The sequence below is a fragment of the Maricaulis sp. genome, assembly GCF_030149425.1.
GTDB lineage: Bacteria > Pseudomonadota > Alphaproteobacteria > Caulobacterales > Maricaulaceae > Maricaulis.
The window spans coordinates 1-26,399 of the sequence record NZ_JASBRQ010000019.1; the positions used below are offsets into that span (position 1 = coordinate 1).

A 26,399-nucleotide genomic window follows, 5' to 3' on the forward strand; every position below is an offset into this window, starting at 1 on the left:
CGACTTCGGCAGCCAGGTGACCCAGCTCATCGCCCGGCGCGTCCGCGAGAGCGGCGTTTACTGCGAAGTCCATCCCTATAACCGCGCCGACAAGGCCTTTATCGACGGCTATGATCCCAAGGCGATCATCCTGTCGGGCTCGCCGCATTCGACCCATTGGGACAATTCTCCCCGGGCCGATGAAAGCGTCTTCACGCGCGGCTTGCCCATCCTCGGTATCTGCTATGGCGAACAGACCATGTGCGCCCAGCTCGGCGGGGCGGTGGAAGCCTCTGACGAGCGCGAGTTCGGTCGTGCCGATATCACCATCAAGGCCGACAGTGCGCTGTTTGAGGGCTTTGGCGGTATCGGCCATGAGGAACGCGTCTGGATGAGCCATGGCGACCGCGTCTCGGCGCTGCCTGAGGGCTTCAAGGTCATCGCCACTTCCGGCAATGCGCCCTATGCGGCAATCGCGGACGAGGAGCGCAAATTCTACGGCGTGCAATTCCACCCGGAAGTCGTGCACACCCCGCGCGGCGCCATGCTGCTGCAGAACTTCACCCACACCATTGCCGGTTTTGCCGGTGACTGGTCGATGGCGAGCTTCAAGGATGAGGCAATTGCCAAGGTCCGCGCCCAGGTTGGCGATAAGCGCGTGATCTGCGGTCTGTCCGGCGGTGTCGACAGCTCGGTCGTGGCGGTGCTGCTGCACGAAGCCATCGGCGACCAGCTGACCTGTGTCTTCGTCGATACCGGCCTGATGCGCCAGGGCGAGGCCGACCAGGTCGTCTCCCTGTTCCGTGAGCACTACAATATCCCGCTCATCCATGCCGATGAGGAAAAGCTCTTCCTCGACGCGCTGGAAGGCGTGGAAGACCCCGAGGTCAAGCGCAAGACGATCGGCAAGCTCTTCATCGATGTCTTCGATGCCAAGGCCAAGGAGGCCGGCGGCGCCGATTTCCTCGCTCAGGGCACGCTCTATCCCGATGTCATCGAAAGCGTCAGCTTCGATGGCGGCCCCTCGGTGACGATCAAATCCCACCACAATGTCGGCGGTCTGCCGGCGCGCATGAAAATGGACCTGGTCGAGCCGCTGCGCGAGCTGTTCAAGGACGAGGTTCGCGCCCTGGGCCGTGAACTCGGTCTGCCGGAAGCCTTTGTCGGCCGTCACCCCTTCCCGGGGCCGGGTCTGGCGATCCGCATTCCCGGCGAGATCACCAAGGAAAAGGCCGACATCCTGCGCAAGGCCGATGCGATCTATATCGAGGAAATCCAGAAGGCGGGCCTCTATGACGAGATCTGGCAGGCCTTCGCGGTGCTGCTGCCGGTTCGCACGGTCGGCGTAATGGGTGATGAGCGCACCTATGACCACGTCCTCGCTCTGCGCGCCGTGACCTCGGTCGACGGCATGACGGCAGACTATTTCCCCTTCGACCACGACTTCCTGGGTCGCACGGCCACGCGCATCATCAATGAGGTGCGCGGCGTAAACCGGGTGGTCTATGACGTGACCTCGAAGCCTCCGGGGACGATTGAGTGGGAATGAGTTGAGATCGAGCCGGTGCTTTGCGCCGGCTTTTTCTTTGCCGGAGTGGCATTAGATCTGTTTTATTCGTTCACGAAGTTTCTCACGGGCGAAGTCCAGGAAGATCCGGGTTTTGAGGGGCAGGCCGGCGCGATTGGCGTGTAGCAAATGCACCGGCCGGGTCTCTGCTTCATAGTCCTCCAACAGAACCCGCAAATCGCCCTGGCTCACCGATCCGGCACTTTGATAGCTCAGCACGCGCACGGCGCCGATGCCCTCGCGCGCGGCCCATAGTGCGGCGTCTGCGGTGGTAACGGTCAGTCGCGGGGTGAAAAGCCGCTCCTCGCGTTTGCCGTCTATCCGGAAGTCCCAGAGTGCCTGGGCTGAGGCGAAGCCGAAATGGATCAGGGGCATGCGGCATAGATCATCCGGCGTTTTCGGCGTGCCATGGGCGGCGAGCATTTTGGGGGCGGCAACAATCACCTGCCGGACCTCGCCGATCCGGGTGGCGTGCAGGGAGCTGTCGGGCAGGGCGCCAGCCCTAACGGCCATGTCGATATGCTCATCGATCATGTGCAGATTTCTGTCCGACAGGGCCAGACGGACATTGATCTCGGGATACTGCGCCAGAAAATCGCGAACCACCGGAAGCACGTGCAGCTGGCCAAAACAGATTGGCGCTGTCAGCACGAGTTCGCCGCGCGGGGCGTGAAATTCGCCGGCGGCCTGGCGTTCGGCGGCGTCGACATCATCGAGAATGCGGCGCACGGATTTGAGATACGCTTCGCCGCTCTCGGTCAACGCAACGGCGCGGGTCGTGCGGGTCAAAAGCGGGCTGCCGAGATGCTTTTCAAGCTCTGTAACCTGGCGGCTGACCGTGGCGAGCGGCATGCCGAGCTCCCGACCGGCCGCCGAGAAGCTGCCCAGGTCCGCGACTTTCTGAAAAACCGTCATGGCCTTGAGGCGGTCCATGCATGGCACTCCTATTGTTCCAGTAATTGAGAATATGTTTCCCCAAAATAGCCAATTATCAATTCGAGTGGAATGCCTAACTCTTGGCGGCAAGACGCGGTCCAGCGCGGACCCCGATCAGAACACGTCACAAGACCCAAGGAGAGTTTCCCATGTCCCGCCTGTCCATCCCTGAGCTCGACAACGCCCCGCAAGCCTCGCAACCGATCCTGGAGGCTGTGCGCAAACAGCTTGGCGTGGTGCCGAACATGTTTCGCCTCGCTGCCAACAGCCCGGCCGCCCTCGAAGGCTTCGCTGCCAATAACGGAGCCCTGGCTAAGGCCCTGGATGTAAAAACCCGCGAACGCATTGCGCTCGCCGTGGCGCAGATCAATGGCTGTGACTACTGCCTCTCGGCGCACACCTATCTCGGTTCCAACCTGGCCAAGCTGACGCCAGAGGAGATTGATTTGAACCGCCGTGGCCGCTCCCATGATGCCAAGGCCGACGCGGCGGTCCGCTTTGCCTCCAAGCTGGTGCTGGATCGTGGCAGCGTGACCGATCACGACGTCGCATCCCTTCGTGCGGCCGGCTATGGCGACAAGGAGATCGTCGAGATCATCGCGGTAACGGCGGAGAACATCTTCACCAATTATCTCAACATCGTCGGCGGGACCGAGCTGGATTTCCCCGCTGTGCGGGCCAACGACTTGGCCGAAGCGGCTTGAGCCGGGCCGGGTGGGGGCCTTGCGCCTCCACCCGCCTTACTTGCCGGTCCGGGAGGCTGTCTCATGAAGGAATTTCTCGACATCGCCATCACGCCCGGTGTGCGCCAGGTCCAGCAGGAGATCGGTACGGCGCACATCTGGGAGCGGATGAAAGGCAAGCGGGTCTTCGAGCTCGCCGATGAACGCCAGGCCGACTTCATCCGGGCGCGCGACAGTTTCTATATGGCCACGGTTTCGGAAACCGGCTGGCCCTATGTGCAGCACCGCGGCGGGCCGCCGGGGTTTCTCAAAGTGCTGGACGAGAAGACGCTCGCCTTCGCCGATTTCAGCGGCAATCGGCAATACCTCTCGCTCGGCAATGCGCGCAGCAATGACAAGGCCTCGCTCATCCTGGTCGACTATCCGCACCGGGCGCGGATGAAAATCCTCGCCCGCCTGGAATTCGTCTCCGCTGCAGACCGGCCGGATCTGGCCGAACTGACCGCTCTACCTGGCTATCGGGCCAAGGTGGAGCGGATCGCCCTGCTGCACGTGGAGGCCATCGACTGGAACTGCCCCCAACACATTACACCGCGCTTTACCGAGACAGAGATCGCGGAGGCGCTGTCCGGAGTGAAGGCCCGGATCGAGGCTTTGGAAGCCGAGAATGAACGTCTGAAGGCCCAGCTGGAAGCCGGCTAGAGCAGAGCCTCGATCTCCGAGCGCAATTGTTCCGGCGTGTCCTGCGGACCAAAGCGCTTCACCACATTGCGATCTCGGTCGACGAGGTATTTGGTGAAGTTCTGCCTGATCGATTTTGACCTCATCAGGCCCTTCGCCTCGACTTGAGGTGCTCCGAAAGCGGGGCGGTATTGGGGCCGTTGACCTCGATTTGCCAGGAGCCTCTTTCAGCCGTCACTTCGTCCCAACGAGGGCATCAAAACTGCGCCCGCTCACTGGGCTGCGCCAGATGTTATTGTCCAATTTTGGATGATCTGACTTGTTTTAGTCATCATTCCGCACTACTTGTGCGGTTATCGATCTTGATTGCCGAATTTTCAGGCGCGAACACATCCGCGCTCACGACTCTATTCCCTTCCAAAATCGACCCTCAGGACTCTCCAGCACACGGTTGCGAGAGCCTGTATCCGCGTGACCTTTTGAAAGGAAATCGTCATGAGCACTGGTACCGTAAAATTCTTCAACACCACCAAAGGCTTCGGCTTCATTCAACCGGAAGACGGTTCGACCGATGTCTTCGTTCACATTTCAGCGCTGGAACGTTCCGGCATTCGTTCGCTGGATGAAGGACAGAAGGTCTCATTTGAGGTCGTCCAGGACCGCCGCTCGGGCAAGAATGCTGCTGACAACGTGCAGCTGGCCTAGGCCTGGCGCCCGTTCCTTCCCGCCGGTAGCCGGCAGCAGGAAGGTTTCCATGACAAGGCCGGGCGATCGCCCGGCCTTGCTTGTATTTGCTACACAAACAGGAGGCTGTTTCATGGCCGCCGAAACACATGATGACGTATTCCGACTGAAGCCCAAAACGGCTCAGTCCAAAGCCGATATTACTGATGATACGGTTCGTGCCTTGCTCAAGGAAGAAGCCGAAGAGCGTGCAGCCCGGACAGAGAAGCTCCGCGCTGCTCGTCTTGCGCGCGAGGCGGAGGCGCCGGCCCCTGCACCCGTCAAGCGTCGCAAGCCGACGGTCCCGCGGTTTCGCAAGGTCGCAGGTTAAAGCTAGAGCAGAGCCTCGATCTCCGAGCGCAATTGTTCCGGCGTGTCCTGCGGTCCAAAGCGCTTCACTACGGTGCCCTCGCGATCGACGAGGAATTTGGTGAAGTTCCACTTGATCGATTTTGACCCCATCAGGCCTTTCGCTTCCGACTTGAGATACTCGTAGAGCGGTGCGGTATTGGGGCCGTTGACCTCGATCTTGGCGAACATGGGGAAGGTGACGTCGTAGGTCAGCTTGCAGAAATTGGCGATTTCCTCGGCATCACCCGGTTCCTGCTTGCCGAACTGGTTGCACGGGAAGCCGAGAATGCTGAGGCCTTTATCGCCCAGCTCGTCATGCAGCTTCTCCAGCCCCTCATATTGCGGGGTGAAGCCACACTTGGAGGCGGTGTTGACGATCAACATGACCTGACCCTTGAAATCGGAAAGCGCGCGGTCGTCGCCGGAAAGGGTCTGGGCGTTGAATTCGTAGATCTGGCTCACAGGACTGTCCTTGTTTTTTAAGGGCGGGCAAGATTGACTTTAACGTGCCTTGATTAGATAAGCGCCATCGAAGCGAGTAAAGGAGACGCGCACATGAAGCAGCACCTGCAGATCGAATTCCTTCCGATTGCAGTCGTTGCCGAGAACCTTCATGTCCGCCTTGCTTACCCTCGATTCCCTTTCCCTGACCACGCCTGACGCCAAGGCCCTTTTTTCGGGTCTCAGCCTGACCCTGGGCCATGAGCGCATCGGCCTTGTGGGCCGTAATGGCTGTGGCAAATCCAGCCTGCTCGCAGTGCTGGCCGGCTCCGCCCGTCCTGAGAGCGGGACGGTGAAGCGTGCCGGCGTCTGCGGCTTGCTCGACCAGTCTATCGCGACAGAGGGGCGCAGCTGGGCTGACGGGCTCGGTATTGCTGCGGCCTGGCGCTGCCTGCAGCGAATTTTGGATGGCTCAGCGGTCGAGGCAGATTTCGATGCCGCCGACTGGACGCTGGAGCATCGTATCGACCAGGCACTTGCGCAGGTCGGACTGCCTCGCCGCGATCTCGACAGCCCGCTCGGCGCCATGAGCGGCGGTCAGCGCACCCGGCTGGCTCTGGCCCGGTTGCTGCTGGAACAGCCCGACGTGCTGCTTCTCGACGAACCCAGCAATAATCTGGATGCCGAGGGGCGGCGGCTGATCGCCGAACTCATTGCAAACTGGGCGGGGGGCGTGGTGTTGGCCAGTCATGATCGTTCCCTGCTTGAGCGCATGGACCGGATTGTCGAACTGACCCCGGCGGGCTGCCATATCGTCACGGGTGGATGGTCAGCCTTTACCGCCGAGCGCGAAGCGCGCCGAGTCAGGCTCGCCGGTGAGATCGCCCGCGCCCAGGGCGGGCTGGACCAGGCCCGCCGCGACGCGCAGCAGCGCCAGGAGCGCAAGGAACGCTCCGACGGCAAGGGCCGGGCGGCCCGCCAGTGCGGATCGCAGAGCAAGCTGATCCTCAATGCTATGCGCGAAAAGGCGCAGGGCACCGACGGCCGGGCCGCAGCGGCCAGTGCGCGGCAGATGGAGGAGGCCCGCGAGACGCTGGAGCAGGCGCGCGAGCAGCTGGAAATCCTCACACCTCTGACAATCGAACTGCCTGCGTCCGGTCTGGGCAGCCATCAACGCGTGCTGAGCCTGGACAATGTTGGTTTCAACCGGCCCGGCGGGTTTGGTCTTGCAGGCGTCAGTCTTGAGATGGCGGGGCCGGCAAGGGTGCGCCTGACCGGTTGCAATGGCAGCGGTAAGAGCACGCTGCTGGCGCTGGTCGCCGGTCAGCTGGCACCGACGTCGGGCGAGATCTGGCGCCGGGAGGGGCGGGTTGCGATGCTGGACCAGCATGCCGAACTGCTCGACCCGGCCCTGAGCCTCCTCGCCAATCTGCGCTTGCGACACCCGCATCTCTCGGAAAACGCGGTCCGGGCTCACCTCGCCAGTTTCGCCTTTCGCAATGAGGCTGGTCTGAAGCCGGCCGGGGTGCTCAGCGGCGGGGAGCGTTTGCGAGCGGGGCTGGCCCTGTTGTCGGCGGCGGCCGATGCGCCGCAATTGCTGATCCTGGATGAACCGACCAATCACCTTGACCTGGAGGCGATCGAACTGCTCGAACAAGCTCTGGCGGGCTATGACGGTGCACTCCTCATCGTCAGTCATGACCCGCATTTTTGTTCCAGCATCGGTATCGACCGGGAGATTGATGTCGCGACCTTCCTGGCCGGTGAGGGCGGTTGACAGGCCCATTCCATGCTGTGATATATAACACGTTATGAAAAAGCTGTTCGCTTCTGATTTTCTGGCCTCCCTGGGCCATACGGCGCTGGGCTCTCGCCTGAAACGGCTGGGCCTAGCCCTGCAGGCGGAGAGCCAGGCATGGCTGGAAACGCAGGATTGCTCGCTAGCGTCCGCGCAAATGCCGGTGCTCGCGGCCCTGTCCCGGCAAAACCCGCTCACCACAGGCCAGCTTGCCACCATGCTGGGGATCGCCCAGCCGGGTGTCTCGCGCATGATTGCGGATATGGAGAAGGGCGGTTGGGTGCTATCCCGGCCGGGCAAGGCCGACCGCCGCGTCCGGGAAATCATCCTGACCGATCAGGGCGAGGCGCTGGCGGCCCGGGCGCGGACAGATTTCTGGCCGCGTATCGAGGCCGCTGCGGCCGCGGTCTGCGAGGGCATTGAGGGGGGATTGCTCGACCAGATCGGGGTGCTGGAACAGCGCATGCGTTCCGGGCAGTTCCGCGCTGCGTTGGACCGGGAGGATGCGCAATGAGCGCGCTCGACCGCCCTGTCTGGCAGACCCTGACGACCGCCCACAAGGCGTTATCGCTCGGTCATGCCAAGGCCCGGCGTTTCCTGCCGGATGTGAACAAGTTCATCTCCGGTCCGGATGACGCGGCTGAGACCATGGCCGCGGTGGCGCAATTGTTGGCGCCGGGCGAGGACGCCTACATTCTTCAGGTCGCCGATATCTCGCTTCCGGCCGGTCTGACCGCGCTCAAACAGGCTCTGGGTGTCCAGATGGTCTTTGAGGGCGATACGCCCCCGGTCTATGAGGCCAAGGGGATTGAACCTCTCGGCCCGGGCAACGCGGATGAAATGCTGACGCTGGCCAGGCTCACCGAGCCGGGACCATTCCTTGAGCGCACCCATGAAATGGGTGATTTCTTTGGCATCCATATCGATGGCCGGCTCGCGGCCATGGCCGGCACGCGGATGCGCTTTCCCGGCTATAGCGAAGTGTCCGGTGTCTGCAGTCACCCCGATTTCCAGGGACAGGGTCTGGCAAAACGGCTGTCGGCTCATGTCGCCGCTCATATCCTCGCTCGCGGCGAGCGGCCCTTCCTGCACGCCTGGGCGAGCAATGAGATTGCGGTCGGCTTGTATAAGCGGCTGGGCTTTGCCATACGCTGCCACGTCAATGCCGCCATTGTGGAGCGGCAGGGCTGAGCCTTTGACGGGAAACACCATGTCCGACGATCTCGCAGCGCGTATCGAGCGCCTGGAAATGCATATCGCGCATCAGGAGCAGACGATCGAGGACATGAATTCTGTCATCCTCGATCAGCGCGAGGAGATCACCCGGCTGACCCGCCGGCTCAACAAGATGATGTCCCGCATGTCGGACCTGGAAGACCACATGCCGGCGCCGGAAGCCAAGAAACCGCCGCACTGGTGAGTGGCCGGTGGGCTAAGGGACGGCGGGCTAAGCCCCCGCCAGGGCACTTCTCACCTTCGGCATGATCCGGCGCGAGACCGGAGCCTCGGTTCCATTGGTCAGGACCAGGCGTCCTATGCCGGAGGCATCCCGCTCCAGGGCTGAGACGAAAGCAGTGTTGACAATGTGCGAGCGGTGCACGCGCAGGAAGGTCGGTGGCAGATCGCGCTCAAGCTGGCTCAGACCACCATTGTACAAGGACGTGCCGCCGTTCTCGAACTGCACTTCGACATAATCGCCCGCACCCTTGAACTGGGTGATGGTATTGGTGGCGACATAGTCGACATGTCCGGCGGAGACGAGCTGGATCTTGTCGGGCGCGTTTTTCTGGCGGGCCTGGGCGAGGGCGACTTCGAGCTGGGAGGCACGTTGTTCCTCGCGCTGTTTTTCCCGCCGCGCGCGGACCAGGGCGAGGGCTTGCTGCCAGAACAGGAAGAGCAACAGGCAGGCAACAGCATAGAAGAAATACAGGTCGAGAAAGCGGCCGGCGAAGATCAGTAGCAGGGCGACAAAACTTCCGAGAATGAGCAGGAAAGCCAGGGCGCTCGGCTTTTTCTGCTTCACCCAGACCGCACACCAGCCCAGCCCGGCCAGGCATGAGGCCATGAAGGCAAAGCCCGCCTTGCCGTCAAAGCCAGTGGCCCCCCAGATCGCGGCCGAGACCGGCAGGGCGACAACGGCGAGCCGCAAGGCTTGCTGTTTCCAGTTTAATCCGGAGAAGCGGTGCAAAAGATAGGCGACCAGCAACAGGCCGAACAGCGCCGAGAAGGCGACGATCCCGATCAGGCGCAAGTCGTGCATCGGGTAGGGGTAAGCAAAGATACCGCGACCGGCCTCGGTCAGGAGCTGGGCCGCCGCAGTCAGTGATAACAGGCTGATCAGGCTTGAACCCAAGCGGTCCTCACCGCGGATAGCGCTGACACCGAAGAAGATAAAGCCGAGCGTGAAGGCCCCGAGGGTGATCATCGAGACCCAGTAGGCATTCATGATCCAGCGCGTGGGGTGAGCATAAATTCGGATGCCCAGATAGTGCATCGGATGGCGCAGGGTGAGCTGGCTGTGATGGCCGGAGAGCCGGGCGATCACTTCATTCTCTCCGGCGCGAAGATGCACTTTCTCGACAAAGCGCACGGCATCCATGCGCCCGGGACGTTCCGCCTCGGCTCGGTCTGCGGGCACACCATTGCCGCCAACATCCACACCATTGACCCAAAAATGCGCCGCCGCCTTGCCGGAAATGAAGAGGCCGAGCGGGCGGGGCTGCTGCAACAAGGCTTCGGACAGGTCGAGCCGGGCCCGGATCCACAGCGATGTGTTTTGCGGATCAATGTCGTGAAACTGCAGCTGCTCGCAGGCCGGGGCGCTGAAGTCGGCCGGCGGCTGCCCGCTGCCATCATCAGGACAGACATCAATCGGATACAAGCCCACAGAGGCCGAACGGCCGGACTGGGCCTCGGCCGCGAGAGGCGCGAGGAAAAGGAGCGCGAAAAAGAACAGGACGAATTTCATGACCAGACCATAGCCGGACCGTTTACCGGCGTCTCGCCGCTTGTCGATCGGACATGACCGCTCACCGATCCACGCTCGTTTTCAGCAGTTTCGCGGGCATTGTGGGTTTGCGCCCGGGGGGCGTGACCGACAGGAGATAAAAATGAAAACCATGCGATCCGCGCTGGCCGGACTGGCCGCCATGACCTTGACGCCCTTCGCCCTGGCGCAAGAAGAGGCGATGATGTTTGAAGCGCAGTCCGGGCAGAGCGTAGAGGCTTTTCGCGGCCGTTTCGAAGTGCCGGAAAACCGGGCCGATCCCGATAGCCGCATGATCGAGATCGGCTATGTCCGTTTCCCGGCGACGACGGATAATCCCGGCGCGCCGATTGTTTACCTCGCGGGTGGTCCGGGCGGTTCTGGCACCGGCACGGCGCGGGGGCGCCGCTTTGACCTGTTCATGCAGATGCGCCAGCACGGCGATGTCATCGCCTTTGATCAGCGCGGCACCGGCTTGTCGGGCAATGATCTGCCCCGCTGTGTCTCCAGCCAGGGCGGTGATGATCTTGCCCGTCTGACCTATGCCGAGTTCTCGGCCCAGCATATCGCGGCGATTGAAGAATGCGGTGCCTTCTGGCGGGAGCAGGGGATTGATCTTGCAGGCTACACCACGCGGGAAAGCGTGCAGGACATTTCCGATCTGCGCGAGCAACTCGGCGCCGACCAGGTCTCGCTTTGGGGGATTTCCTACGGCACGCATCTGGCGCTCGCTGCCATCAAGGACATTCCCGCCGAGATCGACCGGGCCATCCTGGCCAGCGTCGAGGGTCTCGATCAGACGGTGAAACTTCCGGCCCAGACCAATGCCTATTTCGATCGCCTGCAGGCGGCCGTGGATGCCCAGCCGGCTGCCGCGGCGGCCTATCCGGACATCGCGGCCCTGATCCGCCGCGTGCACGAACGGCTGGAGGATGAACCCATGCGGGTCAGCGTTCCGCAGCGTGACGGACCGCCCGCTGAGGTCCTGGTTCATCGCCACCAGGCCGAGCAATTTGTCGGCGGCCTGATCGCGGATCCTGGCAATGCCGCCATCCTGCTGGCGCTCTACACGGCGCTGGATGCGGGCGATACGACCCTGCTCGGCATGCTGCTGCAGCGTTTCGTCCGCCCCGGTACGCCGATTTCCCTGCGTCCGATGCCCACGGCCATGGATGTCGTCTCGGGCATTTCTGCCGAGCGTTTGGCGATGTTCGAGCAGCAAGCGCCCGATGGTCTGACCGGCGGCATGCTCAACTTCCCGATGCCGCAGGCGTCAGGCGTCTGGGACGGTTTCGACCTGGGGGATGAGTTCCGCACCAACCCGACCGGTGACATGCCGGTTCTGGTCCTGTCCGGAACGCTGGATGGCCGCACCTATCCGCAATCCCAGGCCGAGGCCGTCTCGGACCTTTCCGACGTCCATATCGTAACCGTTGAAAATGCCGGGCATAATCTCTTCATGACCTCGCCGGATGTGCATGATGTGATGCATGCCTTCATGCGCGGCGAGCGCGGCCTTGCAGAGACGATCACGGTTGAGCTTCAGGACATGACGCTATTGCCGTTCTAGGCCTGAATTCGCATTCGGAGCGGGAATCGGCTGAAATACCTACCGATGACCGCTCCGTCTGCTGCCTACCGCCTGCACGGCCTCAAGCTTTCCTATTTCACGCGCAAGCTGGAAGGCTATCTGCGTGTGAAGGGCGTGCCTTACGAATTCGTCGAAATGGACCTGGCTGATTTTCGCGAATGCGCCAAGGCCACCGGTATCGCCCAGATGCCGCAACTACAGTCGCCCGATGGCAGCTGGATGACGGACAGCTCGGAAATCATTGCGCATTTCGAGTCCTATTGGCCCAAGCCGAGGCTGCGGCCGGGCCCGCCGGCGGTGGCTTATGCCAGCCTCCTGCTGGAAGATTTCTTCGATGAATGGCTGTGGCGGCCGGCGCTTTATTATCGCTGGGCCTTTGAGGCCGACAGCCGCTTGATGAGCGGTCAGATCGCGGACAGCCTGTTGCGCGACCAGCCGGGACCGCGGTTCTTACGCCGCTTGTTCATCAAATTCCGCCAGCAGCGTCATTATCTCAAGGGGGATGGCGTAACCAAGCAGACCGCGCCGGCTGTCGAGGCCTTGTTTCACAATGTTTTCGACATTCTCGAACCGGTCCTGGCGGAACGTGATTTTCTGTTCGGAGAACGGCCCTGCGAAGCCGATTTCGGCCTGTTCGGACCGGTTTTCGCGCATTTTGCCTATGATCCGACACCGCATGCGATCCTGCGGGACGAGGCGCCGAGCGTGATTGCCTGGGCCGGCCGGATCTGGGCGGGGCGGCCGGAAGACTTCGCGGAAACCAATCCGATCCAGCGCATTCCGGCCGACCTTGGGCCCTTATTCCGTGTCGCGGCGGTGCAATATCTGCCCTATCTCAGTGCCAATGCGGCGGCCTTTCTGTCGGGTAAGGAACGCTTTTCGGTGGTGCTCGAGGACACGGAGTGGGATTTGCCGGTTTTCCCCTACCGGGTGCGTTGCCTCAATCGTCTGCGTCAGGGCTATCAGGCGTTGGCCGAGCCGGCGCAGCGCGTCATCGGTCTTCTGCTCGGCGATGCCCTGCCGGTCATTGCGGCCGACCCGGTTTTGAACCCGAAAGCACCGGTCCTTGATGCCGACAAGGCGCTCGACCGGCAATGGCGTGAGGCGTGAGGCGTGATGCCGGCGCAATAGGAGCGGATAATGAGACAGCTGATCAGCATCGCGTTTTTCCTGGCCATGCTCGCAGGGGCAGCGGCCGAGGCGGGGGTCTACCGCGTCGTCAATGTCGATCCCGGTGATGTCCTCAATATCCGCGCCGCGCCGCAATCCAGCGCAGACATCCTCGGAGCCCTGCCGCCGGACGCGGCGATGATCGAGGTGCTGGAGGAGGAGGACGGCTGGGCCCGGATCATTTCCGGGGAGGGGTATGGCTGGGTCTCGATGGCCTATCTCGAGCCGGTCATGCGGCCTGTGACCTATGGCGGTGCACCGCTGGCGCTGCAATGCGCGGGCACGGAACCGTTCTGGGGGCTGGCCCTCAACGGCGATGAAAGTGTCCGCTTTACCGACCCGATGGGCGATGGCGAGGCGGCCGAAGGAATACTGACCGAGAGCCGCGAAGCCCAGTCCCGGCCCTGGCCCTTCATCTATTATTTCGAGGGCGAGGTCAGCGGTATCGCCATTCTTGACCGGGCTGAATGCTCGGACGGTATGAGCGATATCGACTATGTCTGGCGCGCCTATGTCGATGTGCGCGATGGCGAGCACGGCGCCCGCTTTTTTGAGGGCTGCTGCCGTACACCTGTGCAGCAGTAAGTTTTTACATCCGCCTGCATCCAAACGGGCTGGCGGCGGCCACTAATGGGTAAGAACGCCAATAACCCGGTCGAGAAAGGGCTGAAACATGTACGAATTATTCGATGATTACTGGTGGCTGTTATTCCCGCTCGCCTTTTTCCTGATCTTCGCCTGGAACAGCTTTATGCGCTACAAGCAGACCAAGGCAAAGATCGAGCTGCTGAAGACCTATGCCGCGTCCGGCAATGAGCCGCCGGCCGAGCTGATCCGCCGTCTTGATGGTGACAGTGATGACTGGAGCGGAAGCGACAGCTCGGCGGAGAATAGCGGCGGCAGCAACGCCTTTCTCGTTATCCTCTTTACCGGCCTGGCGGGTGTTTTTGTCGTTGAAGCCCGCTACGACATTCTCGGCATGGGCGAGGTGGCCTATTTCGTCGCCATGATCATGGGTGTGCTGGCCTTTGCCTTCCTGGTCGGCGCCATCTTCCAGCGCGGATCAAAGTAGTGAGCCAGACGCCGACGGACGCCGCGCTGGTCGCGGCGGCCCGCTCGGGGTCCGATGCTGCCTTCGGCCGCCTGGTCGATCGCCATCAACAGGATTTGCGCCGTTTTGTGCGGCGCCTTTGTCCTGTTTCATCCGAGGCTGACGATATCGCCCAAGAGGCCTTGCTTTCAGCCTGGAGCCGGTTGCGCACGCTGCGCGACGGCGCGCGATTCAAGACCTGGCTGTTTTCCATCGCCTGGAACACGGTGCGCAGCACCAGCCGGTCTGCGGTGCGGCGCCGGGACCGGGATACCCGCTGGCAGTCTGAACAGGACGAGGCCAGCGATCCTCAGCATGAGCGCCATATCGCCCTGCAACAGGCCTTGTCCGAGCTCAGCGAAGAACAGCGCGCGGCTGTCGCATTGTGTCTTGCAGGGGGCTGGTCGCATGCCGAAGCGGCGCAGATTTTGTCAATGCCGCTGGGGACGCTAAAATCCCATGTCACGAGGGGACGGGCCCGCCTGGAGGCCATCCTTGGAGTAAGCCATGACTGATGCTTCGACCCAACATGATGCACTTGGTGCATTCTTTGATGCCGATCCGGTTCCCGCTGTGGACCCCGGCTTTCGCGTCTCGGTCATGTCCGCAATCGCGGCCCGCCGCCTGCGTGTCGAGCTGGCCATGCGTTTTGCCCTTGGGCTTGCCCTTGTCCTGCTGTTCGCTTTGACCGGCCCGGCCTGGCAAACCCTGGCCGCCTCCCTGGAAAGCGTGCTCGACCTGGTTGGCCTGGTGCTCGCAGCCATTGCGGCAGTGGCGCTAGCGGGCGTGGCTATCGTGAAGAACCGGTTGCGAATTCCGCGATTCATCCGGATTTGACCGGATCGGGAATTGCCCAGCGGTTTTTCCGCACCTCAAGTTTGAATCGCCTATACTGCATCCGAACTTTCGGGGGAGAGGGGCATGCTTGTCCTGGCAATTGGTCTGATAATGTTTCTCGGCGTGCATTCACTGCGCGTCATACCCGGCGCTCGTGATGCGCTGGCCGGCCGCATGGGAGAAACGCCCTACAAGCTCGTTTATACAGCCCTCTCGCTGACCGGATTTGTGCTGATTGTCTATGGCAAGATCATCGCCCATCCGCCGGAGATCTTGTGGACGCCGCCGATCTGGACCCGCCACCTGGCCTTTTCGCTGGTCCCCATCGCCCTGATCCTGCTGGTTGCAGCCTATGCTCCCGGGCATATCCGCCGCTGGGTCCGCCATCCCATGCTGGCCGCCGTCGTGCTGTGGTCGTTTGCGCATCTGCTGGCCAATGGCGAGGCGTCCGCGGTCCTGCTCTTTGGTGCCTTCCTCGCCTGGTCGCTTGTGACTTTCATCTCTGCCTGGATGCGCGAGACACCGCCGCCGGTCGTTAAAGGCTGGGGCGGAGATTTGACGGCCATTGTTCTGGGTGTTCTTGCAGCACTTATCCTTATGAATTTTCACATGTATCTCTTTGGCGTGGCAATTATCGGCTGATCGCTGCATCCAATTCCGGACCGGCCCGCATCTCATTGTCAGAAGCGGCGCACACCGTGCCGGGTCCCAAGAGCTAGGAGAATAAAATGTCTATCCCTGTGATGCTGGTCTCAATGTCACCCTTCATCATGGTCGTTGCTGTGGTCTGGATCGCTTTCAATGCGTCCACCCAGCGGCGCAAGGCTACGCTGACGGTCATCGAAGCGGCTATTCGCGACGGCCAGAGCATGACGCCGGACACTATTCGTGCCCTGGGCATGCCGCGCAAGGACGGTAATGGCGATCTGAAGGGCGGGGCGATCCTGCTGGCGATCGCGCTTTCCCTGCTGCTGCTGGGTTGGGCCGTTAGTGCCGAAGCTGATGAAGACGTGTTCAACATCATGTCCGCAATTGCGTCCTTCCCGGGTCTGATCGGTCTGGTTCTGATCGGCTTTGGCCTGATGAACCGTCCCAAGGACGAAGTGGCAGCTCAGTAAGGCCGGCTTGCGAGCTCGGGGGATCCGATGAAGGCGACGGACGCAGAACTCACAGCGCTGGTCATTGCGACCAAGAATAGCGCGGCATTTGGCGAACTCGTCCGTCGCCATCAGGCCCTCGTGCGCTCCATGCTTCACCGCATGTGCCGTAACCACGCCCTTGCCGACGACCTCGCCCAGGACACATTTATCCGGGCATTTGAGAAAGTCGGCAGTTTCAAGGGCACGGGCAGTTTCAAATCCTGGCTCTGCTCGATCGCCTATACCGAGTTTTTGAAATCGGCACGCAAGCGCAAATCGGCCGACCGCGTGCTGGAAAAGTTCAAGGCCGATGTTGAAGAAAGTGAAGCGCCCCGCGATATGGGCAATGTGGTCGATCTCGACCGGGCGCTGGCGACACTGAAGGAAGAGGAGCGCGCCGTGGTTGTGATGTGTTACTCTTGTGGAATGTCGCATTCTGAGGCGGCAGACGCGACGGGCATGCCGCTGGGTACTGTGAAGTCCCACGTGAACCGGGGACGAGCGAAACTTCAGGCCTATTTCGCCAATGCGGAAACAGGTACGGAGGTAACGGTGTGATGACGATGGAAGACGCATTCGATCAGAGGCTCAAAGCGGCCTTCGCGCAAGCGGCCGAGCCGCTCGAGCGTGACGCAGAGGCCGATGCCTTCGTCGAGAAGGTCAAGCACAAGCTGGAAAATCCCGACCGCAAGCGCGTGCTCATGCTCGGCGGCGCCGGATCGACCGGATCGGCCATTGCAGGCTCGCAGCTGGAAGGTCTGTTCTCCAATATTTCCATGCCGACCGAGGGGGCTGCAGCCAGCCTGGCATTCCTCGCCACCCCGGAGGCCCTGGCGGCTGCTGCCATGGCCATGGCCGTCGGTACGGTGGCGCTGGTGCTGCCGCGGCGCATCGCCTGAGGCTTTTGCGCCGCAACATCCTCGGCTAGTGTCGCGGCTTCGTTTTCCAGCGAGGCCGTTTTTTTATGTCCGCACAAAGTAAAGCCCGCCGCATTACCGCGCCGGATATTCGTGCCCGCAAAGGCGCTGAACCGCTCGTCTGCCTCACCGCCTATGACGCGCCGATGGCGCGCTTGCTCGACCCGTATTGCGACTTGCTGCTGGTCGGCGACAGCGTCGGCATGGTCGTGCACGGGTTGGATTCCACCATCGGCGTAACGCTGGACATGATGATCATGCACGGCAAGGCCGTGATGCGCGGTGCCAAGCGGGCGCTGGTCGCTGTCGACATGCCCTTCGGGACCTATGAGCAGTCACCGCAGCAGGCTTTCGACAATGCAGCCCGCATCATGGCGGAGACCGGGTGTCAGGCGATCAAGATCGAAAGCGGCACCTATGCCGCTGACACCATCGCCTTCATGGCCGAGCGCTCCATACCGGTGATCGGCCATGTCGGCCTGCGTCCGCAGGCGGCCCTGGCCGATGGCGGTTTCAAGGCCAAGGGCCGCACGTCGGCGGAATGGCAGCGCGTCATCGACGAGGCGGTCGCTGCAGACCAGGCCGGCGCGTTCGCCATCGTGGTTGAGGGCGTGGATGAAGATCTCGGCCGGGAAATCACCGAGGCTGTATCTGTTCCGACAATCGGTATCGGCGCCTCAGCGGCCTGTGACGGGCAAATCCTGGTCACACCGGACATGCTGGGCGTGTTTGAATGGACCCCGAAATTCGTCAAGCGCTACGACAATATGGCTGAGCGGACTTCTGCCGCCGTTGAGCGTTATGCGGACGAGGTGAGGGCACGCCAATTCCCCTCAAGCGCCGAGGTCTATGCCCTGAAGCGCAAGGACGGTTGAGCGCGGTTGCCGCGCCGGGCTGCGGACGCTAGGGTCGCGCCGAATTTGTCCTTTGAAAACGGAGTCGTGTCGACGTGGTCGATGTATTTGACGAGGTTGAAGAGCAGCTCGCTCAGGATCGCTATCAAGAAGCGTTCAAGAAATACGGCCCCTGGGCCCTTGGCGTAGCGCTTTTCATTATTCTGGGTGCGTCCGGCTGGGCCGGCTTCAATGCCTGGAATGATGGCCGCCATGAACGCGCGTCGGATGCGTTCTTTGCCGCGATCGATTTCCGCGATGCCGGCAATAGCGACCAGGCCAGCGCAGCCTTTGACACCCTGCGCGAGGCGGGACCGTCCGGCTATACGACATTGGCGCTGATGCAGCAGGCCTCGCTGGCCCTGGATGCGGGCGAGAATGAAGAGGCGGCCAACCTGTTTGATCAGGCTGCTGCGAGCACCGGCGATGCCGTTATCCGTGATCTGGCGACCCTGAAGGCCGTCTGGGCCCGTTGGGACCAGCTCAGCTTCGCCGATGTCGAAATTCGTCTCTCGGCCATGGCGGCAGGCGAAACGCCGTACCGCGCGCTGGCGCTGGAGACAATTGGCGTGGCCGCTTATCGCGCCGGAGATTTTGACCGGGCGCGTCTGGAATTCAGCGAGATTGCCTCGCCGATGGCACCGGACGGGACCGTCGGCCGCCGCGCTTACAACGCGCTTTCGCTTTTGAATTCGCTTGACGCTCGCGCGGCGAGCGAGACAAGTGACGACACCGAGACACCAGCTGCCGGGGAAGCAGGTAATGATTGATGTAACGCGTATCCGGGGTTTCTTGCTGACTTTGGCGCTGGCGCCGGTCGCAGCCTGTTCGTCCGTGCCCAGCCCGGGCGGCGCTCTCGATTTCCTGCCTGGCGTCGGCAATGACGATGCCCCCGAAGAGACTGCGCCGGAAGATGGCCGCGTCTCCATTCTCGATTTCGAACAGGGCCTGCGTATTGATGACGGTGCGCCGCTGGAAGCCGTTCAGCTGCCGCGTGCCTATGTCAATCCGGTGTGGCCGCAGCCGGGCGGCTATCCGTCCCACGCGGTCCAGCATACCCAGGCCGATGGCGATCTGGACGTGCTGTGGCGGGCCTCGATTGGTGAGGGGTCAAGCAATTCGCGCCGTCTCAATGCGCGTCCGGTGATGGCTGATGGCCGTGTGTTCACCGTCGATGCCAGCGGCGAGGTGGCCTCGTTTGATGCCGAGACCGGCGACGAGGTCTGGTCGACGCGTCTGGAAGGCGCCAATGATTATGACCGCATGTCCTTTGGCGGCGGTCTGGCGTTCGATGATGGCCGTATTTACGCCCACTCCGGCCTCAACTTTTTCGTCGCGCTTGACGCCAATAGCGGTGCCGAGCTGTGGCGTTCGGAAATCCTTGTGCCCTTCCACGGCGCCCCGACCGTCTCCGATGGCCGCGTCTTTGTCGCCTCCGATGATAACGAGATGATCGCCATTGAGGCCGCGACCGGCCAGGTGCTCTGGACCTATCAGGGCATTGTCGAAAGCGCCCGTCTGATTACGGCGCCGAGCCCGGCTGTGCTGGGCGATGTGGTTGTTGCTCCGTTTGCCTCCGGTGAGCTGGTGGCTCTGCGGGTTCAGAACGGCAACCCGGTCTGGTCCGACAGCCTGACCAGTGCGGGTGGTCTGACCGCCATGTCCGAGATCAATGACGTGGCCGGTAGCCCGGTGATCGCTGATGGCACGGTCTACGCCATGAGCCATTCCGGTACCCTGGTGGCGATCTCGCTGCGCACGGGCGAACGGATCTGGACGCAGCCGGCCGGTGGCCTGCATGCGCCGTGGGTGGCCGGTGACTTCATGTATGTCGTTACCAGCGAAGCCCAGGTCGTTTGCCTCAACCGCGTGACCGGTCAGATTCACTGGATCGAGCAGCTTGATCTGTTTGAAAATCCGCGCAATCGCGAAGACCGTATCGCTTGGTCCGGCCCGGTTCTGGCCAGCGGTCGGGTCTTCCTGACCTCGAGCCGCGGAGATGGCGTACTGCTTAATGCCTATGACGGATCGCTCATTCGGGAGTATGACCTGCGCGACGACGTCTATGTGGCGCCGGTTATCGCGAACGAGACGATTTATGTCGTCACTGATGGGGCGCGCCTGATCGCGCTTCGATAGGCGTGAATGAATGACTGAAAATCTGCCCCGCATTGCCGTCGTTGGACGGCCGAATGTGGGCAAATCGACCCTGTTCAATCGCCTGGCGGGCAAGCCGCTGGCGATCGTAGACGACCGTCCGGGTGTGACCCGCGACCGGCGCGAAGCGCGTGGGCGCCTGGGCGAGCTCGAACTGATGCTGATCGATACCGCCGGCTATGACGATGCCGAGCGGGAGGGCCTGGAAGCGGAAATGCGCGCCCAGACCGAAATGGCGATCGAAGAGGCCGATCTGTGCCTGTTCATGGTCGATGCGCGTTCCGGCCTGACGCCGCTGGACCAGACCTTTGCCGATCTGATGCGCAAATCCGGTACGCCGGTCATTCTCCTGGCCAACAAGGCCGAGGGCAAGGCGGGTGAGAGCGGTCTTCTGGAGTCCTATTCGCTCGGGCTGGGCGAGCCGATCGGCCTGTCCGCCGCCCATGGCGATGGTATGGGCGATCTCTACCAGGCCGTGGTGGAGGCGCTGGGCCGTCCCAAGCGCCGCCGCAAGAAGGATGAAGCGGAGGAAGAGCCGCCGCTGCGCATCGCCGTCATTGGGCGGCCCAATGCGGGCAAATCCACCCTGATCAATACGCTGATTGGTGAGGATCGTCTGATCACCGGTCCCGAGGCCGGCATCACCCGTGACGCGATTTCCGTCGACTGGGTCTGGGACGGACGGCGCGTGCGACTGCATGACACGGCCGGTCTGCGCAAGCGCGGCAAGGTCAAGGACCGGCTCGAGCGCATGAGCGCCGCCGATACGCTGCGCGCGGTCAAGTTCGCCGAGGTCGTCCTGCTGCTGGTTGATGCCGAGCATCCGTTGGAAAAGCAGGATCTGCACCTGGCCGACATGGCCTACAAGGAAGGCCGCGCCGTCGCCCTGGCGATCTCCAAATTCGACCTGGTGAAGAACCGCACGGCCTACCTCAAGGAAATCAAGCTCGAGTTTGAACGCCTGCTGCCGCAAATGACGGGCGCCCCCTTGCTGCCGATCTCGACGGTGAAGAAGAAGGGGCTGGAAGACATCATGCCGGCCCTGACCAAGCTGCACGCGGACTGGGACGCCAAGATCAAGACCCGCGATCTCAATGACTGGCTGCAGGAAATGGTCGAGCGCCACCCGCCGCCCTCCGTGGCCGGGCGCCGCATTCGTCCGCGTTACCTGACCCAGACCAAGGGCCGTCCGCCGACCTTCGTGTTGATGTGTTCGCGCGGTTATGCGTTGCCGGAGAGCTATAAGCGCTATCTCATCAACGGCATCCGTGAGGCCTTTGAGATGCCGGGGATCCCGATCCGCCTGATCGTGAAGTCGGGCAAGAACCCTTATGCGGACCGCAAGAATCCGGATGCCCGGACAAAACGGACCTGATCGCGCCGCAGCCGGTCAGTCTGCTGTCGGACTGGCAGCATCCCGATAGGCCCGCGGCGTTGTGCCGGTCACCTGTTTGAAGGCGGTATAGAAAGTCGAACGGGTGTTGAAACCGACATCGAGAGCGATGTTCATTACCGTATCCTCGCCTGCAGCAACACGGGGCAAGGCCGCTTCGATGCGCCAGCGATTGACGAAGTCGAAGAAGGTCTCCTCGAGTGTCTGGTTCAGGGTCTGCGAGACCAGGTTGGGGGCCACGCCGATATGGCGCGAAAGCTTCTGCAGTGACAGTCCGGGATCGAGATAAAGGCGCTCTTCGCGCATGACCGCTGAGAGTTTGTTGGAAATGCGTACCGCCTGCGCCTCGTCGAGGGCGGATTTTTGATATTTCCCGCCGCTCGCCGGCTTGTCCGCTTGGCTGTCCGCAAGACTGCCCACGGGGATGTCGGCGGCCGCCAGGCCGGGCTGCTGGGCCACGCCCTTCAGGGCGAAAGTGATGATCAGGCTCAACAGCATGACCGGGCCCAGACTGGCTGGAAGAAAGAGCGGGACGAGCAGGTTGTCGATCAGCAAAACCGCCACAGCCAGGGCCCAGACAGCGCTCAGGACGGCGATCAGCGTGCTGAGCCAGTACAGCTCGCGTCCGTCATTATTGGAATACAGGTCCCGCAAGCGCGCCCGGTAGGCGGCCAGCCGGCGTAAAATGGCGAAGCCATAGGCGCCGGACACGATATTCCAGGCCAGTACCAGCAGGAATAGCCATAGCGCGACGCCGGCCGCGTGCCGGCTGTCCGGCAAGGTGCCGGCGGCAAACATCTCAAACCTCATATCGCCGGGCAGTGTCAGGATGGCGAAAAAGCCGGAGGCCCCGGCCAGCACCGGCAGGCCATGCGTCCAGCGCCGGGGGCGGGGCGGGGCGTTTTCGGGCTCTGTGAGGCGGAGTGTGTAAAGCCAGACCAGCGGTGCCAGCCCATAGGCGGCCGTAAGGATAAGGCCCGTGGCGAGCGGGAAGAGGGCGGGCGCTGTCGCTGCGCTCACCGGCCCGGTCGATAACAGGCCCAGCGCCGCAAAGACCGCTGCCAGCCAGCGCCGGTGGTCCTGCTGGTGAGCTTGCGCGGTACCCTGGCCAGAGATGAGCAGCGCGGCGCACAAAAGGGCCTGGCCAAGGGCGGCGGCCGAAAGGATCAAGCTGAGGGGGTCGGGAACAAGCGAAGCGGTCATTGCAAACCCGGCTTATCGAGGCTTTCCGGCGATGTAAATCGCGCCCATGTCCGGGCCTGCCGGACCGGACACAGGGCATGTCCCCGCCTGCAGGTCGAGGCGACGAGCAATCGGTCCGCCGCGCATAAGCGGGGCTCAATCAATTGCGGAGCCCTGTTCATGCTGCCTGACGCACTCACCCTGACCCACATCATTGCCGGCACATTTTGTGTCGTCGGCGGAGCGGTGGCCTTCACTGCGCCGAAAGGCCGGCCGGTGCACCGTGCCGGCGGAAGCGTGTTTTTCTACACCATGCTGATCGCGTCCATATCCGGAGCGGTCCTGGGCTTGCTTGAGCCGGAGCGGCTCTTGATCACCGCCTTTGCCGGAATGCTCGGGAGCTATCTGGTTCTAACCGGCTGGTCGACGGCGCGCTGGTCGCGTTCGCAGACGGGCGCGCAGGCGGGTGTGCTTGAGGTTATCAGCGCGCTGCTGATCGCCGTGACTATGGCGGCCCTGGTTATCCTCGGCGTGATCGCCCTGGGCAGCCCGGATGGTGTTTTTCTGGGTTTCCTGGCGGACTACTACTTCATGCTTGCCACCATGTGCGGGCTCGGCCTGGTGTTTGATCTCAGCCTGGTCTGGCGCCGCGCCATCTCGGATCGCGCCCGGATCGCGCGGCATTTATGGCGCATGGGCCTGGCCTATTTCATCGCCGTCGGATCCTTCTTCACCGGACCGGGCGCCCGCGTTTTTCCGCAGGGTTTGCGCGAGAGCGGTCTGCTCTCCCTGCCCGAAGCCGTTACGGCCATTCTTATCGTCTTCTGGCTCATCCGCACCGCGTTCAATCGCCCGCGCCGCAAGGAGGTGAAGGCATGAGCGGCTTCTCACTGATCGGACAGATCCATTTCGGTCTCGGTGGTCTTTGCCTCTTGGCCGGAGTTGCGGCTTTTGTCCTGAGGAAGGGCGCGCGCGGGCATATCTTCGCCGGACGTGCCTTCGCGGTCAGCATGCTGCTGCTTTGCGCCAGCGGGCTTTATATGAGCTTTGCCCGTTCCATTGTCTTCACCACCTTCCTGTCCCTTTTTGCTGCGCATGCTGCGGCAACGGGCTGGCTCGCAGCGCGCGAAAGCAGCGGGCTGATGCAGCGCAGCGAGCGGCTTCTGGCTGGCCTGATCGCCCTTGTGGGAATAGCCAGCCTGGCGACTGGTCTGGGTCTTTCGGTCAGCGATCTGGACCAGCTCGACGGTTTGCCGCCAGAGGCTTTCTACGGGCTTGGCGGAGTGGCCCTGTTTATCGCAGCGCTCGACGCTCTGGCCATAATACGCTCACCGCTTTCGCGTACGCGGCGCATTGCCCGGCATTTGTGGCGCATGGGTTTTTCCATGTTCATCGCCACATTCATCATCTTCTTCGGCAATAATCACGTCCTGCCCGAAGCGCTTCGCACGGAGGCCATACTTGTCATGCCGGTGGTTCTTGTGACTCTGCTTACCGTGTTCTGGTTGCTGCGGGTCAGCCTGCTACCGTCTTGGAAGAGGAGGTGACGCTATTGATGTGCTGAAAGCCTCCGACCAACGCGTCCGCCTTTGTTCAGGCCGGTACCTGTTGAGCAGCGAAATCGACAATTTCGCCATGGGTCTCACCGGCCGGGTCAATCAGGCCCGCAACCAGGGGCCAAAGCTCGTCCGGTTCCGGCAGCGTCATCGGATCCTCGCCCGGGAAGGCCTTGGCGCGCATCTTGGTGCGCATGGCGCCCGGGTAGACGATATTGACGTTGAGCGGATTATTGTCGTGTTCCTTGGCCCAGGACTGCACCAGGGCGTCCATACCGGCCTTGGTCGCCGCATAGGGGCCCCAGAAGGGGCGGCGCGAGCGGGCGGCACCGGAGGAGATAAACACGGCCCGGCCAGCGTCAGAGGCCAGCAGCGGCGCTTCCAGGGCGCGGATCAGGCGGGCCGGGGCGATCAGATTGACCGAGACGACGCTCTGCCAGGTCTTGGATTTGACCTGCGCGGCCGGGGTCAGTTCACCCAGCGCACCAGCGGCAGCGAGGAGAATATCCAGCTTGCCCCAACGCTCGGCGACGATCGTGCCGAGTTGTTCAATGCCGTCCTCTGATTGCAGGTCGAGCGGGACCAGGGTGGAACTGCCGCCCGCCTTGCGGATGTCGTCATCGAGCTCTTCCAGGCCGCCGGTTGTGCGCGCCGTGGCGATAACGTGAGCACCGGCCTTGGCCAGTTCCAGCGCCATGGCGCGGCCAATACCGCGCGACGCGCCGGTGATCAGCGCGAGACGGCCTTTGAGATCGATTGAAGTCATGCGTCTACCAGAAGGGAGAGTTGGAATTCCTTGGCCGAGAGATCACGGTCGTGATCCATCAGGCGGGTCGGGTACTGGCCGGTAAAGTAGTGATCGGCCAATTGCGGGACGCGATTATTACGCGGTTCGCCGATAATGGCCTGATACATGCCGTTGACGGTCAGGAAGCCAAGGCTGTCTGCCTCGAGTTTTTTCGCCATCTCGTCGACTTCCATATTGGCCGAGATCAGCTCGGCCTGGCCGGCCATGTCGATGCCATAGAAATCGGGGAATTTGATCGGCGGGCAGGCAGAGCGGAAATGGACTTCTGCAGCCCCGGCCTCGCGCATCATGCGCACGATCTTCAGCGAGGTCGTGCCACGGACGATGGAATCATCAATCAGAAGAACGCGCTTGCCTTTGACCGCAGCGGCATTGGCCGAATGCTTGCGGCGCACTGACAGATCGCGCCGGTCCTGGGTCGGCTGAATGAAGGTCCGGCCGACAAAGTGAGAGCGGATAATCCCGAGCTCGAAGGGAATGCCGCTGGCCTCGGCAAAGCCGATCGCTGCCGGTACACCGCTATCGGGGACCGGGATCACCACATCGACATCGGCCGGCGTTTCCACCGCCAGCTGACGGCCCATCTGCTTGCGCGCTTCATAGACGCTGCGGCCGGCGATGACCGAGTCCGGGCGGGCGAAATAGATGTATTCGAACGAGCAGACACGCGCCGCGCGCTCTGGCGCAAAGCGCTCGGAGCGGATGCCCTGGTCATTGACGACCACGGCTTCGCCGGGCTCGATATCACGGACAAATTTGGCGCCGACCATGTCGAGGGCACAGGTCTCGGAGGCGAAGATGGTGGCGTCACCGAGCTTGCCCATGACCAGCGGGCGAATGCCATAAGGGTCACGCGCCGCGATAATGCGGTCATTGACCAGGATCACGAAGGCGAATGCCCCCTCGATCTGCTTGATCGCGTGCAGGACGCGATTGGTCAGTTTGTTCTTGGTCGACTGGGCGGCCAGGTGCAGCACGACTTCGCTGTCGGAGGTCGACTGGAAGATGGCGCCTTTCTGAACCAGCTCTTCACGCAGGACGCGGGCATTGGTCAGATTGCCATTATGCGCGAGGGCAATGCCGCCGCCACGGATATCGGAATAAAGCGGCTGCACATTGCGCATCACCGAGGCACCCTGGGTGGAATAGCGCACATGGCCGATAGCCGCGCGACCGGGCAGACGCTCGGGAAGGTCCGGCGAGGTGAAATTCTCACCCACCAGTCCAAGATACCGCTCATTATGAAAACGCGACCCGTCATGGGTCGCGATACCGCAGCTTTCCTGTCCCCGGTGTTGCAGGGCGTGCAGGCCCAGCGCCGTCAGAACGCCGGCGTCGGGCGATCCGTGCACGGCGAAGACGCCGCATTCTTCCTGGGGTCGATCCGTTTCCGGATCATAGGTCAGTGTCGCGGGAACTGCTTGCCTATCGCTCGCCGTCATCATCCTGGCCATCCATCGTCTCACCGATGAGGTCATCTAGGCGGTTTCGATCGCGTCTGCCATAGGACGTGTCATCATT

Annotated in this window: 32 protein-coding genes; 25 read left to right on the forward strand and 7 right to left on the reverse strand. The window is 62.4% G+C overall.

Annotated elements, in window-relative coordinates:
- Positions 1-1,528: glutamine-hydrolyzing GMP synthase (gene guaA, locus Q1V57_RS03360; protein WP_300527580.1), on the forward strand; the 1,528-nt coding region annotated here is incomplete at its 5' end.
- A gap of 51 nt (positions 1,529-1,579) precedes the next feature.
- Here guaA and Q1V57_RS03365 read toward each other — a convergent pair.
- Positions 1,580-2,479, reverse strand: a complete 900-nt coding sequence (locus Q1V57_RS03365) for a LysR family transcriptional regulator (RefSeq protein WP_300527582.1) — start codon at positions 2,477-2,479, stop codon at positions 1,580-1,582.
- 152 nt (positions 2,480-2,631) lie between these two features.
- Between Q1V57_RS03365 and Q1V57_RS03370 the strand changes: the two genes are divergently transcribed.
- Positions 2,632-3,186 carry a peroxidase-related enzyme gene (locus Q1V57_RS03370; protein ID WP_300527583.1) on the forward strand — a complete coding sequence of 185 codons (555 nt, stop codon included), beginning with the start codon at positions 2,632-2,634 and terminating at the stop codon, positions 3,184-3,186.
- Positions 3,187-3,249: 63 nt separating this feature from the next.
- Entirely contained in the window at positions 3,250-3,867 is a 618-nt protein-coding gene (locus Q1V57_RS03375) for a pyridoxamine 5'-phosphate oxidase family protein (protein WP_300527584.1), read from the forward strand.
- On the opposite strand, the gene Q1V57_RS03380 is transcribed toward Q1V57_RS03375, so the two are convergent.
- Positions 3,864-3,992, reverse strand: a complete 129-nt coding sequence (locus Q1V57_RS03380) for a hypothetical protein (RefSeq protein ID WP_300527585.1) — start codon at positions 3,990-3,992, stop codon at positions 3,864-3,866. The two genes, Q1V57_RS03375 and Q1V57_RS03380, sit on opposite strands and share 4 nt — an antisense overlap.
- 349 nt (positions 3,993-4,341) lie before the next feature.
- On the opposite strand from Q1V57_RS03380, the gene Q1V57_RS03385 reads away from it, so the two are divergent.
- The gene (locus Q1V57_RS03385) at positions 4,342-4,551 is read left to right on the forward strand and encodes a cold-shock protein (RefSeq protein ID WP_300527586.1); all 210 of its coding nucleotides are present in this window, start codon (positions 4,342-4,344) and stop codon (positions 4,549-4,551) included.
- A 112-nt stretch (positions 4,552-4,663) separates the two neighbouring features.
- Positions 4,664-4,900 (forward strand): hypothetical protein, encoded by a 237-nt coding sequence (locus Q1V57_RS03390; protein ID WP_300527588.1) that lies wholly within the window; start codon positions 4,664-4,666, stop codon positions 4,898-4,900.
- 2 nt (positions 4,901-4,902) lie between these two features.
- Here Q1V57_RS03390 and Q1V57_RS03395 read toward each other — a convergent pair whose 3' ends face one another.
- Positions 4,903-5,382, reverse strand: a complete 480-nt coding sequence (locus Q1V57_RS03395; protein WP_300527589.1) for a glutathione peroxidase — start codon at positions 5,380-5,382, stop codon at positions 4,903-4,905.
- 151 nt (positions 5,383-5,533) lie between these two features.
- On the opposite strand from Q1V57_RS03395, the gene Q1V57_RS03400 reads away from it, so the two are divergent.
- From Q1V57_RS03400 to Q1V57_RS03415, 4 genes are read left to right on the forward strand one after another with little or no spacing between them, the layout of a single operon-like run.
- Positions 5,534-7,138 carry an ABC-F family ATP-binding cassette domain-containing protein gene (locus Q1V57_RS03400; RefSeq protein WP_300527590.1) on the forward strand — a complete coding sequence of 535 codons (1,605 nt, stop codon included), beginning with the start codon at positions 5,534-5,536 and terminating at the stop codon, positions 7,136-7,138.
- Positions 7,139-7,172: 34 nt separating this feature from the next.
- On the forward strand, positions 7,173-7,673 hold the full coding sequence (locus Q1V57_RS03405; protein WP_300527591.1) for a MarR family transcriptional regulator: 501 nt from the start codon (positions 7,173-7,175) through the stop codon (positions 7,671-7,673).
- Complete coding sequence (locus Q1V57_RS03410) at positions 7,670-8,350, forward strand: GNAT family N-acetyltransferase (RefSeq protein ID WP_300527592.1); 681 nt, start codon at positions 7,670-7,672, stop codon at positions 8,348-8,350. The genes Q1V57_RS03405 and Q1V57_RS03410 overlap by 4 nt, the downstream gene beginning before the upstream one ends.
- A gap of 19 nt (positions 8,351-8,369) precedes the next feature.
- The gene (locus tag Q1V57_RS03415; protein ID WP_300527594.1) at positions 8,370-8,579 is read left to right on the forward strand and encodes a SlyX family protein; all 210 of its coding nucleotides are present in this window, start codon (positions 8,370-8,372) and stop codon (positions 8,577-8,579) included.
- A gap of 27 nt (positions 8,580-8,606) precedes the next feature.
- Here Q1V57_RS03415 and Q1V57_RS03420 read toward each other — a convergent pair whose 3' ends face one another.
- Complete coding sequence (locus Q1V57_RS03420; protein ID WP_300527595.1) at positions 8,607-10,127, reverse strand: LytTR family DNA-binding domain-containing protein; 1,521 nt, start codon at positions 10,125-10,127, stop codon at positions 8,607-8,609.
- 142 nt (positions 10,128-10,269) lie between these two features.
- Between Q1V57_RS03420 and Q1V57_RS03425 the strand changes: the two genes are divergently transcribed.
- The 14 genes from Q1V57_RS03425 to der all read left to right on the forward strand — a co-directional run bounded on the left by Q1V57_RS03425 (position 10,270) and on the right by der (position 21,314).
- Positions 10,270-11,715 (forward strand): alpha/beta hydrolase, encoded by a 1,446-nt coding sequence (locus Q1V57_RS03425; RefSeq protein WP_300527596.1) that lies wholly within the window; start codon positions 10,270-10,272, stop codon positions 11,713-11,715.
- Between the two features lie 45 nt (positions 11,716-11,760).
- Positions 11,761-12,846 (forward strand): glutathione S-transferase family protein, encoded by a 1,086-nt coding sequence (locus Q1V57_RS03430; RefSeq protein WP_300527597.1) that lies wholly within the window; start codon positions 11,761-11,763, stop codon positions 12,844-12,846.
- Positions 12,847-12,876: 30 nt separating this feature from the next.
- On the forward strand, positions 12,877-13,491 hold the full coding sequence (locus tag Q1V57_RS03435; protein WP_300527599.1) for an SH3 domain-containing protein: 615 nt from the start codon (positions 12,877-12,879) through the stop codon (positions 13,489-13,491).
- Positions 13,492-13,579: 88 nt separating this feature from the next.
- Entirely contained in the window at positions 13,580-13,978 is a 399-nt protein-coding gene (locus tag Q1V57_RS03440) for a hypothetical protein (RefSeq protein WP_300527600.1), read from the forward strand.
- Positions 13,978-14,511 carry an RNA polymerase sigma factor gene (locus Q1V57_RS03445; RefSeq protein ID WP_300527601.1) on the forward strand — a complete coding sequence of 178 codons (534 nt, stop codon included), beginning with the start codon at positions 13,978-13,980 and terminating at the stop codon, positions 14,509-14,511. Before Q1V57_RS03440 ends, Q1V57_RS03445 begins: the two co-directional genes overlap by 1 nt.
- Positions 14,504-14,833, forward strand: a complete 330-nt coding sequence (locus tag Q1V57_RS03450; RefSeq protein WP_300527603.1) for a hypothetical protein — start codon at positions 14,504-14,506, stop codon at positions 14,831-14,833. The genes Q1V57_RS03445 and Q1V57_RS03450 overlap by 8 nt, the downstream gene beginning before the upstream one ends.
- An 84-nt stretch (positions 14,834-14,917) precedes the next feature.
- On the forward strand, positions 14,918-15,475 hold the full coding sequence (locus Q1V57_RS03455; protein WP_300527605.1) for an NnrU family protein: 558 nt from the start codon (positions 14,918-14,920) through the stop codon (positions 15,473-15,475).
- Positions 15,476-15,561: 86 nt separating this feature from the next.
- Positions 15,562-15,951, forward strand: a complete 390-nt coding sequence (locus tag Q1V57_RS03460) for a DUF6249 domain-containing protein (RefSeq protein ID WP_300527607.1) — start codon at positions 15,562-15,564, stop codon at positions 15,949-15,951.
- A gap of 27 nt (positions 15,952-15,978) precedes the next feature.
- Complete coding sequence (locus tag Q1V57_RS03465) at positions 15,979-16,530, forward strand: sigma-70 family RNA polymerase sigma factor (protein ID WP_300527609.1); 552 nt, start codon at positions 15,979-15,981, stop codon at positions 16,528-16,530.
- Positions 16,530-16,871 carry a hypothetical protein gene (locus tag Q1V57_RS03470; RefSeq protein ID WP_300527611.1) on the forward strand — a complete coding sequence of 114 codons (342 nt, stop codon included), beginning with the start codon at positions 16,530-16,532 and terminating at the stop codon, positions 16,869-16,871. Before Q1V57_RS03465 ends, Q1V57_RS03470 begins: the two co-directional genes overlap by 1 nt.
- 65 nt (positions 16,872-16,936) lie before the next feature.
- Positions 16,937-17,764 (forward strand): 3-methyl-2-oxobutanoate hydroxymethyltransferase, encoded by an 828-nt coding sequence (gene panB / locus Q1V57_RS03475; protein ID WP_300527612.1) that lies wholly within the window; start codon positions 16,937-16,939, stop codon positions 17,762-17,764.
- 74 nt (positions 17,765-17,838) lie between these two features.
- The gene (locus Q1V57_RS03480) at positions 17,839-18,552 is read left to right on the forward strand and encodes a tetratricopeptide repeat protein (RefSeq protein ID WP_300527614.1); all 714 of its coding nucleotides are present in this window, start codon (positions 17,839-17,841) and stop codon (positions 18,550-18,552) included.
- Positions 18,545-19,921, forward strand: a complete 1,377-nt coding sequence (locus tag Q1V57_RS03485; protein ID WP_300527615.1) for a PQQ-binding-like beta-propeller repeat protein — start codon at positions 18,545-18,547, stop codon at positions 19,919-19,921. The genes Q1V57_RS03480 and Q1V57_RS03485 overlap by 8 nt, the downstream gene beginning before the upstream one ends.
- 10 nt (positions 19,922-19,931) lie before the next feature.
- Complete coding sequence (gene der, locus Q1V57_RS03490; RefSeq protein WP_300527617.1) at positions 19,932-21,314, forward strand: ribosome biogenesis GTPase Der; 1,383 nt, start codon at positions 19,932-19,934, stop codon at positions 21,312-21,314.
- A 15-nt stretch (positions 21,315-21,329) separates the two neighbouring features.
- Here the strand turns inward: der and Q1V57_RS03495 are convergent, their stop codons facing one another.
- On the reverse strand, positions 21,330-22,535 hold the full coding sequence (locus Q1V57_RS03495) for a helix-turn-helix transcriptional regulator (RefSeq protein WP_300527618.1): 1,206 nt from the start codon (positions 22,533-22,535) through the stop codon (positions 21,330-21,332).
- 159 nt (positions 22,536-22,694) lie between these two features.
- Between Q1V57_RS03495 and Q1V57_RS03500 the strand changes: the two genes are divergently transcribed.
- The gene (locus Q1V57_RS03500; protein ID WP_300527620.1) at positions 22,695-23,393 is read left to right on the forward strand and encodes a hypothetical protein; all 699 of its coding nucleotides are present in this window, start codon (positions 22,695-22,697) and stop codon (positions 23,391-23,393) included.
- Positions 23,390-24,061 (forward strand): hypothetical protein, encoded by a 672-nt coding sequence (locus Q1V57_RS03505; protein ID WP_300527622.1) that lies wholly within the window; start codon positions 23,390-23,392, stop codon positions 24,059-24,061. The genes Q1V57_RS03500 and Q1V57_RS03505 overlap by 4 nt, the downstream gene beginning before the upstream one ends.
- A 46-nt stretch (positions 24,062-24,107) precedes the next feature.
- On the opposite strand, the gene Q1V57_RS03510 is transcribed toward Q1V57_RS03505, so the two are convergent.
- The gene (locus Q1V57_RS03510; RefSeq protein ID WP_300527624.1) at positions 24,108-24,836 is read right to left on the reverse strand and encodes an SDR family NAD(P)-dependent oxidoreductase; all 729 of its coding nucleotides are present in this window, start codon (positions 24,834-24,836) and stop codon (positions 24,108-24,110) included.
- Complete coding sequence (gene purF / locus Q1V57_RS03515; protein WP_300527625.1) at positions 24,833-26,332, reverse strand: amidophosphoribosyltransferase; 1,500 nt, start codon at positions 26,330-26,332, stop codon at positions 24,833-24,835. The genes Q1V57_RS03510 and purF overlap by 4 nt, the downstream gene beginning before the upstream one ends.
- Positions 26,333-26,399 lie beyond the last annotated feature (67 nt).